Here is a 12,587-nt window from a genome sequence, read left to right on the forward strand (position 1 = left end):
TATTTATAAACTTTATTTCGCTCTTTTATAATAAAAATCTACGGTTATAGGTTCTTTGTCCATTTTACCTTCAATCCAAGCATGTATAGAATCTTTTACAGGATTTGAGTAAGATATTTTTGAAGGAAAATCATGTTTTAAATTCTCGAAAGTAAAAATACCATTATTAGTAGGTTTCAGCCTAAAAGTTACAGGCTTATTATCATTTTGGTTATAAGCTACAACCGTAAAAGCTACAGTACTATCAAGCTGTTGTAATGTTACACGCTCGGCAAAAACGGTATCGTTTTCTACAATAGTATAGCTGTGCGCTTTTAAAGTACTATCGTTTGTTTTATGCCAATTTTCAAAAGATTGTTTTTCTTCAGTAATATTTGTCCAACTACCAACAAGCCATTGTAATTCTTCAATTTTTTCGTAGTTCTTTGTTGTTACTTCTGTTTGTTTTTCTTCTTTTTTACAAGAAATAAAAACTAGAACTAAATATAGTAGCAATACTTTTTTCATTTTTAAATGTCTTAAAAACAGAAAAGTACAAAAAAACGCGTTTCTAAAAAGAAACGCGTTTTATATTTAAGTATTTTGAAAGCTTATAAATTGTAGCTTAAACCAAATACATAATAAGTTTGTAATTTGTTATCAATGTTTCCAAATGTTGGAGCAGGAGTAAGTAGTTGTTCTGTTTCAGTTAAATTATTGTACTCTGAAGTAGCAAAATTTAATGCTTCCTGTTTGTTGCTTCTTAAACCAAAATCAAATCCAACTCCAATTTTATTCCATAAAGTATAAGAGAAAGAGTTTATCCATGTAAAGTTTGATAAGTCTCCGCTTTTATAGCTTTGGAAAGTAGAGAAGTTAGATTTAAAGCTTATTGCTCCAATTTGTGCTGTATAATCTGCAACAATTTTAGCTCCTAAAGAAGAATCGAATATAGTATCGTCTTTAGAAAATACAAAGTTGTAGTTTAATGGGTGAATAACTACAAATAAGTTTTTTGTAGGATTCCAAGTAGCACCAACACCAAGATCTAAATATCCAGGGTCATTAAAGTTGTTTAATATTGTAGTTCTGTATTCTGCTAAACCAGAAACAGCAAATGTTTTAGAAATGTTTCTTCCATATAAAGATGAAATATTAAAAACATCTTGAGCTTCTCTAAATTTGTCGCTATCTGTTGGGTCGTCTTTATCGTCTAGTTTTACCCAAGCAAGATTTATATTAGCAGCATTTCTCCAGAAGAATTTTTCTTGCTTTAAGTTTGCAAAACCATTTACGGTAAAACCTAAGTTAGCCGATGAGTTGTTTGGAGCATCTTGAGTATACCAATTGCTAAACTCTGAATAACTACCACCTATAGTACCAAAAGCACCTGTTCTCCATCCTGGAAGTGCATCTATTTGAGCTTGTAATGCATTTGCTTCAGCTTGAAATTTATCTGCTTCGGCTTGTTTTTCTGCTTTTTGAGCTTTAAGCTCTTCTTTTGTCTGTGCGTTAATTGTAAATGTTCCAATAGATAACGCTAGTAATAATAAAAGTTTTTTCATTTTAAATCTTAAAAATTTTATGTTGTAAAAGTAGTAGAAATAGAAATAATAGCTAAAATTACTGTAGCTATTTAGTATAAAATATAGATTAAGTGTTCTTTTTAAACGATTATTAGCGTTTATAAAGCGGTACAGAAGAACAGGCTTCACCAAATAGTATAGATTTTACTACTGGCTTTAATTTATTACTTAACATAATTAATGCACTATTTGGTACTGGCTTTTTAGAGCATCCTTTTATAATAACAGGTTTATCTTTATAAGTACTAGTATCTAAATTAGCAATTATTTCTTGATATATTTCTGTTTCTAACGCTTCTAAACTCCCTAAAACTGTTTTTTTAGTATATGGTTGAAGCTGTAACGTAATTAACATAAATGCCCAAGCTGGTACAATAGCATCGGTAGAGCAGGTAAGTGCAACGTATTGGTTTTCGTGTTGTGACCAATTGTAATTTTTTACTTGCTCTCTGAAGTCTTTTTCGCGTAAAACGAAACCTTCGTATAACCAGTCTTTAATATCAAAAACAACGCGTTTTCCTTCAGGATAAAAATCCTCAAGATCAAAAACAACTAATTTACTGTTTGCAACGCGATTTATAATTTCTTCTGCCATAATACAAATTTAAATATTTATTGGTATCCTTCTGCCTGTAGTGTAAATAATTCTGCGTACAATAATTTGTTTTGCATTAATTCTTCGTGTGTTCCTATTTCTAAAACACGACCTTCTTCTAAAACTAAAATTCTATCGGCTTGCCTAACGGTACTAAATCTATGAGAAATAATAATACTTGTTTTTCCTTGTGTTAAGCCAATAAAACGGTCAAAAACTTCACTTTCTGCTTTGGCGTCTAATGCTGAGGTTGGCTCATCTAATATCATAACCTTTGCATCTTTCATGTAAGCTCTTGCTAATGCTACTTTTTGCCATTGACCTCCAGAGAGTTCTTGTCCTTTGGCAAAACGTTTTCCTAGCTGTTGGTTATAGCCAAACTTTAAATCTTGTACGACTTCGTTAGCTAAACTTAATTGTGCTGCGTTTTCAATTTTAATTTGGTTATCTATTTCATCAATATCACCAATGGCAATGTTTTCTTTAACGGTAAATTCGTATTTAAAGAAATCTTGAAAAATAACGCCAAAATATTCTTGATAGTCTGCTTTATTAAACCTATTAATATTAATGCCATCTAGTAATATTTCACCAGATGTTGGCTCGTAAAAACGTAATATAAGTTTGGTTAAGGTTGTTTTTCCTGCTCCATTTTGTCCTACAAAAGCAAGTTTTTCGCCAGCTTTCATGGTAAAACTAATGCCTTTTAATATTTCGTTTTCAGAACCTGGATAAGCAAAACGAACGTTTTTAAATTCGAATCCTTTTTTAATGGTTTTAGGAAGTGGCGTGTCTTCCTTATGATTAGGCTTTATAGAGATGTCTAAAAAATTGAAATAATCTTTTAGATATAATGCACTTTCTGTAATTCTGGTAAATTTAGAAAAGAAGTCTTGTAAATTTTTAGTAAGCCTGTTAAACGATCCTGAGAGAAAAGTTAATTCACCTAAGGTAATGACTCCAGAAATTACTCTATAAATTATAAATACATAAGCGCCATAATAGCTTAATGTACCTAAAACATTAAATAGGAAGCCTAAAGCCGATCGTTTTACTGCTAGTTTTTTATTTAAATCATAATACTCATGAGAAAGGTTTTTAAACCTGTTAACCACAAAATCTGTTAGCCCAAAAAGTTTTATTTCTTTTGCTGTTTTATCGTTAGCACCAATAAAACGCAAATAATCGAGTTCTCTGCGCTCTGCAGTCCAACCTCTAGCTAAAGAGTATTGCTGTTGGCTAAACCAAATTTCGTTTATAAACGATGGTATAATGCTTAATACTAAAAGGATAATTAAGTAAGGTTCAAAATAAACTAAACCGGCAACTAAAGTTAGTATAGATATAAGGCTTTGTACTTCTCCTAAAGCGTTAGACATTAATCCAACGCGGCCAGTTGTTTGTGTTCTGGCGCGCTCTAATTTATCGTAAAACTCTGAGTCTTCTAACAGACTTATGTTTATTTGGTTTGTTTTTTTTATGATTCTTACTGAAGAACCTATAGAATAAGAATCGCCTAATAAACCATCTGTTAATGATATGGCTCTACTTATTAAATCTGAAAGTATTATTAACCCAAACTCTATGGCAACATAGGTCCAGAGTTGTGTTAAATCTGAAACATCTGCTTTAGTTTGTAAAATAATTTCATCTATAATTATTTTACCAATCCAAAGTATTACTACAGGTAAAACAGCACCAACAAGTCTACAAAAAGCAGAAAGTAAAAACAGTTTTTTATTGGTTTTCCAAATTTCTTTAAAAAACCTAGGAATGAAAACCAGTGCACTAAAAGACTGTTTTAAACTGGTTTTTTTATTGTCTTTAAGTGATGTTAGTTTACGTCTTGGCATTCAATAGTATTTATAACATACCAAGTTCCAGCTTAGCTTCTTCACTCATTAAGTCTTGAGTCCAAGGCGGATCGAAAGTAATTTCTACTTCGGCATCTTTAACTGCTTTAAGAGATTTTACTTTTTCTTCAACCTCTAAAGGCAATGTTTCGGCTACAGGACAATTAGGAGTTGTTAAAGTCATTAAAATTTTAACGTCGTAGTCTTCATTTACAAAAACGTCGTAAATTAATCCTAATTCATATATATCAACAGGAATTTCTGGATCGTAAATTGTTTTTAATACAGCTACTATTTTTTCGCCTAATTCTGTAGTGTCTATTGTTGTTTCGCTCATGGAAAATATATTTTGTTTTTCTTTTTAAAAAAGAAAGGTATTATTTTAATTGCGTTTGGTAGGCAATAGCATACATTTTAAGTTGCTTAATCATGCTTACTAAACCATTTGCTCTTGTTGGCGATAAATGTTCTTTTAAACCAATTTTGTCTATAAAATCTGTATTAGCATCAATTATATCTTTTGGGTGCTGGTTAGAGAATGCTCTAATTAAAATAGCAATTATGCCTTTTGTAATTATAGCATCACTATCTGCTGTAAAAGCAACTTTGTCGTCGTTCATTTCTGCATGAACCCAAACCTTACTTTGGCAGCCTTTTATAATATTATTATCGGTTTTAAATTGGTCGTCTATAAGCGGTAATTCTTTACCTAAATCTATCATGTATTGATAGCGTTCTTCCCAATCTTCAAACATTGAAAACTCGTCTATTATTTCGTCTTGTATTTCTTGAATACTTTGCATTTTTAATTTTAATTTTCTATTGCAAAATTACGCAAATCTTTAATTCTTTTCTTCACTTTGGTTTGCAATCTTTAATAGTAAAGTGACTAAAGGCTCTATTTCTTTATTTGGTTTTCCAGCATCAAAAACGGGAACATTATATGTGTCTCCATTTTTGGTTACAGAAAAATTTGCCATGGCTGCACCATCGTATTGATGTGCTTTTGTTGGTGGCTGTAAGTTTGAAAGTGCTTTTAAATTTAAATTTTCAATTAATTGTAATGCAGTTTGCCAATCTTTACTAGAATATGCTTTAGTTTTTGCTACAGTATTGTGGCCTTTTTGAATGCTTATTGTTTCATTTTTTAAAACAATAGCATTAAAACTACCTCTAGATTGCGTTTTGTATTCAATTTTTATATCCTCTTGAATTGTTTTTTCTTCTGTTTTTTTAATTGCTGAAAGTAATTCGGTTTCATTAAAATATAAGGTTAATGTATTGTTTTCAATATTAAAACTGTTAACCTTGTTTAAATGATTTAGCAATTGTCTTTCAACTAAATTATTTGCATTATCTGCACACATTTTTTTTGTTGAAGCAATCGTACTAAATTCAATAGCATTATTTATAATACTATAACTTCCTGAAAAATTATTACAACCAGAAAAGCCCGAAACCCTATTGGATTCATTATTAAAATTAATTGTAAGTTTTTGCTCAATATTATTGGCGTCAATAGATAAAACAACAAACTCACCACTTAGTATATTTTGCGGTGCCTTATTATTGTTTGTAAAGTTTGAAGCTGCTTGATTAGCGCCACAAGCGTTTAAAATAATGGTAAAAAAGAGCATTGTAATTGTTTTCATTTTGTAATAGTTGTTTGTTGTGATATAATATTACAAAAAAGAAGCCAAAGTTTTAAGATAACATCATTTTTGCTTTTTTTACGCCTTCAACTAAGGCATCAATTTCTTGTTTTGTATTATAAAATGCAAACGAAGCACGAATTGTTCCTGGAATTTTAAAGTAATCCATAATGGGTTGTGCACAGTGGTGTCCTGTTCTCACGGCAATTCCCATTTTGTCTAACAGCGTACCAACATCGTAAGGGTGTATGCCTTCTAAATTAAAAGAAATAACAGATGTTTTATTTTTGGCAGTACCATAAATTTTTAAACCTTCTATTTCTAATAGTTTTTCTGTACCGTATTTTAATAATTCGTTTTCGTAATTAGCTATAGTTTCAAAACCTACAGTATTCATATAATCTATGGCTGCACCAAAAGCAATACCGCCACAAATATTTGGTGTTCCTGCTTCAAATTTATGAGGTAATCCTGCGTAAGTTGTTTTTTCGAAAGATACTTGATCTATCATTTCGCCACCACCTTGATATGGAGGAAGTTTTTCTAACCATTCTTGTTTTCCATATAACATTCCAACGCCTGTTGGTCCACAAATTTTGTGTGCAGATGTTACATAAAAATCTACGTTTAATGCTTGAACATCTGGTTTTACATGCGGACAAGCTTGTGCGCCATCTATTAATACAGCTGCACCAACATTATGCGCTTGTTTTATAATAGATTCTATAGGGTTTATAGTCCCTAATGCATTTGATATATGGTTTACAAATACCAGTTTTGTTTTATTAGAAAGTAATTGAGCATAAACAACCATATCTAATTCACCTTCTTGGTTCATAGGTATGACTTTTAAAGTAGCTCCTGTTTTTTCACATAACATTTGCCAAGGTACAATGTTACTGTGATGCTCTAATGCAGAAACTATAACCTCATCACTTTCATTTAGTAATGCAGCAAAACCATGTGCTACAAGATTTATACTTTCTGTTGTTCCAGAAGTATATATAATCTCGTAAGCATGTTTTGCGTTAAAATGCTTTTGTATGGTTAGTCTAGCAGCCTCGTATTTATCTGTAGCTTCTTGGCTTAATGCATGAACGCCTCTATGTATATTTGCATTATAATTACTGTAGTAATCTACAATAACATCTATAACCTGTTGTGGTGTTTGCGATGTTGCTGCGTTATCAAAATACACCAAAGGTTTGCCGTTTACTTTGCGGTTAAGTATTGGGAAATCTTTTCTTATGGCTTCTACATTAAACATATATTACAAATCAAAACCAATATTAACGCCTAATTTATTGGCAATTAATTTAGTTATACGTTGTTTAAGTTCTGGAATTTTTACTGAGTCTAATACATTATTACTAAAGGCAAACATTAATAATGCTCTAGCTTCTTTTTCTGGAATACCGCGTTGTTTCATGTAAAACAATGCACTTTCATCTAATTGTCCAATAGTACAACCATGAGAACATTTAACATCGTCTGCGAAAATTTCAAGTTGTGGTTTTGTATTTATAGTAGCTTTATCACTTAATAAAATGTTGTTATTGGCTTGAAATGCATTCGTTTTTTGTGCTTCTTTCTCAACAACTACTTTTCCATTAAATACGCCCGTTGCATTATCACTAAAAATACCTTTATAATCTTGGTGACTTTCACAGTTTGGCTCAATATGGTGCACTAATGTGTTATGGTCTACGTGTTGTTTATCACCAATAATGGTAATGCCTTTCATTGTAGAATCTATACGTTCGCCATTTTGGTAAAAATTTAGATTATTACGTATTAATTTACCTCCAAAGCTAAAAGTATGTACTAAACAATGACTTTGCTCTTTTTGATCTACGTAAGTATTATCTATTAATGAGGCATTTTTATTATCGTTTTGAATTTTATAGTAATCTACTATTGCTCGTTTATTACCGTAAATTTCTGTAACACTATTGGTTAACACAGGATTCTCTGTTAAGCTTTGGTGGCGTTCTATAATTTGAACATGTGAATTCTCATCTACAACAATTAAGTTTCTAGGCTGAAGCATTAATGCTGCTTCATTGCCTGTAGAGAAATGTATAATTTGTATTGGTTTTTCTACCAATTTATTTTTTGGAATGTGTATGTAAGCACCTTCATTAGAAAACGCAGTATTTAAAGCAGATAAACTGTCTTTAGTTGCTATTTTATTAAAATAGTTTTCTATTACTGGTCTATATTTTGGTTTATTTAAAGCCGAAGACATTAAGCAAACATCAATACCATCATGCGTTACATGAGATAAGTGCGATGAATATTTACCATCTATAAAGATAATTTTATAAGTATCTATATCGTGAATAAAATACTTTTTTATGTCTTTATATTCTAGAGCATTTTCTTGTTTAGGGAAAACACTATAATCCTCTTTTAAAATATTTTTTAGCGAAGTATATTTCCAGGCTTCTTCTTTTTTTGAAGGAAATCCTGTAGTTTCAAATGTTTTTATAGCTTCTGTTCTAATATCATGAACAGGAGACTCTACATCGATTGTGTTTTCGAATGCTAAAAAAGATGATACTAATTTTTCTTTTAAATCCATTTTTATAAGTCTTCAGTACTCAGTTTTCAGTTTTTAGTAAACTTTAATGTATACTGTTTCTGTTTTCTGACTACTTTTTTTAATATGAGTAACCAAATAGGAATAACAATTACTTGCTAATTATTGGTTACAGCTTACTATTTTTAAGCGTCTACTTCTTCCTTAATCCAATCGTATCCTTTTTCTTCTAATTCGTGTGCTAATTCTTTACCACCAGATTTAACGATACGACCATTATATAAAACATGTACAAAATCTGGTACGATATAGTCTAATAAGCGTTGGTAATGCGTTATAACAACAACAGCATTATCTTTAGATTTTAATTTATTAACACCGTTTGCTACAATACGTAAGGCATCAATATCTAAACCAGAATCTGTTTCATCTAAGATTGCTAATTTTGGTTCTAACATTGCCATTTGAAAAATTTCATTACGTTTCTTTTCTCCTCCAGAAAATCCTTCGTTTAAAGAACGTGATAAAAACTTACGGTCTATTTCTAATAATTCAGATTTTTCACGAATCATTTTAAGCATGTCTTTAGCAGGCATATCTTCTAAACCTTTAGCTTTACGTGTTTCGTTAATTGCAGTTTTCATGAAATTTGTAACAGAAACACCTGGGATTTCTACAGGATACTGAAACGATAAGAAAATACCTTTATGTGCACGCTCATCGGCAGCTAAATCTTCAAGGTCTTCACCATCTAGTAAAATTTCACCTTTTTCAACTTCGTATTCTTCTTTTCCAGCAATTACTGAAGCTAATGTACTTTTTCCAGAACCATTTGGTCCCATAATAGCATGTACTTCACCTGGTTTTACTTCAAGGTTAATGCCTTTTAAAATCGATTTGTCTTCAACACTTGCGTGCAAATCTTTTATTTGTAACATAGTCTTATTTTCCTATTTTAATCACTTCTTTTTTAGCGTTTTGTTTTTTAACGCTAATAATTTCTTTAATATCTATACTATATGGCCAAGCTTCTTCGCCTTCTTTTTTTGGTATTAACTTACCTCTAACTTGTACTAAAACACCATCGGTTTCTTCCTCCTTAAAAGGTTTACTTATTTTATTTAGCTCGTACACTTTATCATTAAGTACTACACCATAAATAGAGCTATTGCCTACCTGTAATACGGCTGCATCTCCATAAAAAGAAAACTCACCACTTAAAGTTATTAAACCATCTTTTGCTTGAGTTCTATCTACACCATCTACATCTATAGTTATACGCTTGTCTTGTTTTGTTTCTTCTTTACAGTTTGTAAATACTGCAAAACATAAAAGGAGTATAAAAATTTTTTTCATGCTTATAAAATGAACTTTAGTTGTTTTAAACGTTATCCTACAGATCCTTCAAGGCTAATTTCTAAAAGCTTTTGTGCTTCTACTGCAAATTCCATTGGTAATTTATTTAATACTTCTTTACTAAAACCATTTACTATTAATGCAATGGCTTTTTCTGTATCTATACCACGTTGGTTACAGTAAAATATTTGGTCTTCACCAATTTTACTTGTAGTAGCTTCATGTTCTATCATGGCGCTTTTATTTTTTGCTTCTATATATGGAAACGTATGTGCGCCACACTCATTACCCATAAGTAAACTATCACATTGTGAAAAGTTACGTGCATTTTCTGCGCGAGAACTTACTTGTACTAATCCACGGTATGAGTTTTGCGATTTACCTGCAGAAATACCTTTTGATATAATGGTTGATTTAGTATTTTTTCCTAAATGAATCATTTTAGTACCTGTATCTGCTTGTTGGTAATTGTTTGTTACTGCTATAGAGTAAAATTCACCTACAGAGTTATCTCCTTTTAATACGCATGAAGGATATTTCCAGGTTACTGCACTTCCAGTTTCAACTTGAGTCCAAGAAATTTTTGCGTTTTTCTCACATAAACCTCTTTTTGTAACAAAGTTAAAAACACCACCTTTTCCTTCTGCATTTCCAGGATACCAGTTTTGTACTGTACTGTATTTAATTTCTGCATCGTCAAGAGCAATAAGCTCTACAACCGCTGCGTGTAATTGGTTTTCATCACGGCTTGGTGCTGTACAACCTTCTAAATATGATACATAACTACCTTCGTCTGCAACTACAAGTGTTCTTTCAAACTGTCCTGTTCCTGCTTGATTAATTCTAAAGTATGTAGATAGTTCCATTGGGCAACGTACACCTTTAGGTATGTAACAGAAAGAACCGTCACTAAATACTGCAGAGTTTAATGCTGCATAAAAGTTGTCTTTAGTTGGTACAACTGTTCCTAAATGTTTTCTTACAAGTTCTGGATGCTCTTTAATGGCTTCAGAAATACTCATAAAAATTATACCTTTTTCACCTAATGTTTTTTTAAAGGTTGTTGCTACAGAAACTGAGTCTACAACAACATCCATTGCTACATTGGCTAGCTTTTTTTGTTCGTCTATAGAAATTCCAAGCTTTTCAAAAGTTGCTAGTAATTCTGGGTCAACCTCATCTAAACTATCGTATTTAGGTTTACTGTTGGGAGCAGAGTAATAAGAAATTGCTTGAAAATCTGGTTTTTGGTAGTTTACATTAGCCCAATCTGGTTCTTCCATTTCTTTCCAAACCTTGAAGGCTTCTAACCTCCATTCTGTCATCCATTCTGGTTCTTCTTTTTTCTTAGAAATTGCTCTAACAATATCTTCGTTTAAACCAACAGGAAATGTTTCAGATTCTATATCTGTATAAAAACCGTATTCGTATTCTTTGGTTTTAAGTTCTTCTCTTAAATCGTCTTCTGTGTACTTCGACATAATTCGCTCTTTCAATTTTATAATGAGAAACTTTCTCCACAACCGCAAGTTCGGTTTGCGTTAGGGTTATTAAACACAAAACCAGTACCGTTTAATCCACCAGAGTATTCTAGTGTTGTACCAATTAGGTACAAGAAACTTTTTTTATCAACTATGATTTTTACACCATTATCTTCAAAAACTTTATCGTCTTGTTCTTGGGCTTTATCAAACTTTAAATCGTAAGATAAACCAGAGCAGCCACCACTTTTTACGCCAACGCGTACATAGTCTGTGGTTGCATTGTAGCCTTCGTCGCTCATTAGCTCAACGACTTTCTTTTTAGCTGTATCAGAAACTTTTATCATATTCGTATATAGACTTTATCTAAATAGGTTGCAAATATACAATTTAAGTCCCTTTTTACCATATAACCTAACATTATATTAGCATATGGTTTTATAGTAATTTTTTATTGCAGTTTTTTTTAAAAAAAATTAGTCTTGAAAATCTGGGTTGGTAAGAAATGATGGGTCTGAAAGAGACAGTAAAAAAGCTTTTAAATCTGCCTTATCTTGTGTGGTTAAATTTACGCCACCTTGATCAAGTTTTTTCATTAATGGATCTACTGTTGGAGAATCTTGCAAGCCTGTACTGTAAAACTCTATGACCTCATCTAATGTGTTAAATCTACCATCATGCATATAAGGTGCTGTGTAGGCTAAATTTCTTAGAGATGGACTTCTAAATTTACCATTATCATTTGGGTCTCCAGTTACTGCTCCCAAACCAAGGTCTGTAAAGTTAGTATCTAAGCCATTGTTATGGAAAATATTATCTGTCCATAATGGATTATTAGGGTTGCCATGGCAATGAAAACAATCGCCACGGGCTTCGTCCATAAACACATTTAAACCATTTTGTTCTTGAGGTGTAAGTGTTGCTTGATCTAATGAGAATTTATCAAACTTTGAATTGGCAGAAATTAATGTACGTTCAAATTGTGCAATAGCCTTTGTAACAAGTTCTTTTGTAATTGTTGAAGTTTTAAAGGCTAGACGAAAAAGCTCTGGGTAGTCTGGGTCGTTTTGAAGTTTTAAAACAACATCTTCCCAATTAGCATGCATTTCTATTGGGTTTTGTACCGGTTCTAATGCTTGTCTTTCTAAACTTAATGCTTGGCCATCCCAATTGAAACGTTCACCATAATTCCATGCTAAATTAAATAAAGGCATGGCGTTTCTGGTTCCAAAAATACCATCTATACCATCGCTAGTTGCTGTGTTGTCTGTAAATGCGTTTTGTGGTGTGTGACATGAAGCGCAAGACATGGTTTCGTCTCCAGAGAGTTTGTTGTCGAAAAATAATTTTTTACCTAAGGCAACACCTTCAACCGTTTGTGGATTATTGTTGGGTATTATTGGAGAAATAATGTTTTGCTCAAAAATTTCGGGAATATTTAAAGCTAATGGTGTTGGCTCGTAAGCTTCTGTTTCTGGTTTGTTGTCACTAGAACATGCTAACGCCAAAACTAAAACTAAAACTAAAAGCCAGTTTTTCATAG

General features: G+C 31.7%; 14 protein-coding genes. All 14 read right to left on the reverse strand.

Features of this window, described 5'->3' with window-relative positions; genetic code table 11:
- Positions 1 to 12: 12 nt before the first annotated feature.
- The 14 genes from LACAL_RS05890 to LACAL_RS05955 all read right to left on the reverse strand — a co-directional run bounded on the left by LACAL_RS05890 (position 13) and on the right by LACAL_RS05955 (position 12,585).
- Entirely contained in the window at positions 13 to 507 is a 495-nt protein-coding gene (locus tag LACAL_RS05890; RefSeq protein WP_013869797.1) for a DUF6265 family protein, read from the reverse strand.
- 83 nt (positions 508 to 590) lie between these two features.
- Positions 591 to 1,544: a DUF3078 domain-containing protein gene (locus tag LACAL_RS05895; protein WP_013869798.1), complete on the reverse strand. Its 954-nt coding sequence runs from the start codon at positions 1,542 to 1,544 to the stop codon at positions 591 to 593.
- Between the two features lie 112 nt (positions 1,545 to 1,656).
- On the reverse strand, positions 1,657 to 2,160 hold the full coding sequence (locus LACAL_RS05900; protein ID WP_013869799.1) for a DUF2480 family protein: 504 nt from the start codon (positions 2,158 to 2,160) through the stop codon (positions 1,657 to 1,659).
- 17 nt (positions 2,161 to 2,177) lie between these two features.
- Positions 2,178 to 4,013, reverse strand: coding sequence for an ABC transporter ATP-binding protein (locus LACAL_RS05905; protein ID WP_013869800.1), 1,836 nt, complete (start codon positions 4,011 to 4,013; stop codon positions 2,178 to 2,180).
- Between the two features lie 10 nt (positions 4,014 to 4,023).
- Complete coding sequence (locus tag LACAL_RS05910; protein ID WP_013869801.1) at positions 4,024 to 4,350, reverse strand: SUF system Fe-S cluster assembly protein; 327 nt, start codon at positions 4,348 to 4,350, stop codon at positions 4,024 to 4,026.
- Between the two features lie 40 nt (positions 4,351 to 4,390).
- Entirely contained in the window at positions 4,391 to 4,816 is a 426-nt protein-coding gene (locus LACAL_RS05915) for a SufE family protein (protein WP_013869802.1), read from the reverse strand.
- Between the two features lie 39 nt (positions 4,817 to 4,855).
- On the reverse strand, positions 4,856 to 5,665 hold the full coding sequence (locus tag LACAL_RS15000; protein ID WP_013869803.1) for an META domain-containing protein: 810 nt from the start codon (positions 5,663 to 5,665) through the stop codon (positions 4,856 to 4,858).
- Positions 5,666 to 5,717: 52 nt separating this feature from the next.
- Positions 5,718 to 6,932 carry an aminotransferase class V-fold PLP-dependent enzyme gene (locus tag LACAL_RS05925; RefSeq protein WP_013869804.1) on the reverse strand — a complete coding sequence of 405 codons (1,215 nt, stop codon included), beginning with the start codon at positions 6,930 to 6,932 and terminating at the stop codon, positions 5,718 to 5,720.
- A gap of 3 nt (positions 6,933 to 6,935) precedes the next feature.
- Entirely contained in the window at positions 6,936 to 8,249 is a 1,314-nt protein-coding gene (sufD, locus tag LACAL_RS05930; protein ID WP_013869805.1) for a Fe-S cluster assembly protein SufD, read from the reverse strand.
- Positions 8,250 to 8,392: 143 nt separating this feature from the next.
- Positions 8,393 to 9,145 carry a Fe-S cluster assembly ATPase SufC gene (gene sufC, locus LACAL_RS05935; protein WP_013869806.1) on the reverse strand — a complete coding sequence of 251 codons (753 nt, stop codon included), beginning with the start codon at positions 9,143 to 9,145 and terminating at the stop codon, positions 8,393 to 8,395.
- Positions 9,146 to 9,149: 4 nt separating this feature from the next.
- On the reverse strand, positions 9,150 to 9,563 hold the full coding sequence (locus LACAL_RS05940; protein ID WP_013869807.1) for a hypothetical protein: 414 nt from the start codon (positions 9,561 to 9,563) through the stop codon (positions 9,150 to 9,152).
- 32 nt (positions 9,564 to 9,595) lie between these two features.
- Complete coding sequence (gene sufB, locus LACAL_RS05945) at positions 9,596 to 11,044, reverse strand: Fe-S cluster assembly protein SufB (protein ID WP_013869808.1); 1,449 nt, start codon at positions 11,042 to 11,044, stop codon at positions 9,596 to 9,598.
- 17 nt (positions 11,045 to 11,061) lie between these two features.
- Positions 11,062 to 11,391: an iron-sulfur cluster assembly accessory protein gene (locus LACAL_RS05950; protein WP_013869809.1), complete on the reverse strand. Its 330-nt coding sequence runs from the start codon at positions 11,389 to 11,391 to the stop codon at positions 11,062 to 11,064.
- Between the two features lie 129 nt (positions 11,392 to 11,520).
- On the reverse strand, positions 11,521 to 12,585 hold the full coding sequence (locus LACAL_RS05955; RefSeq protein WP_013869810.1) for a cytochrome-c peroxidase: 1,065 nt from the start codon (positions 12,583 to 12,585) through the stop codon (positions 11,521 to 11,523).
- Between the last annotated feature and the right edge of the window lie 2 nt (positions 12,586 to 12,587).

It is taken from the genome of Lacinutrix sp. 5H-3-7-4, assembly GCF_000211855.2.
In the GTDB taxonomy this organism is placed as follows: Bacteria; Bacteroidota; Bacteroidia; order Flavobacteriales; family Flavobacteriaceae; genus Lacinutrix.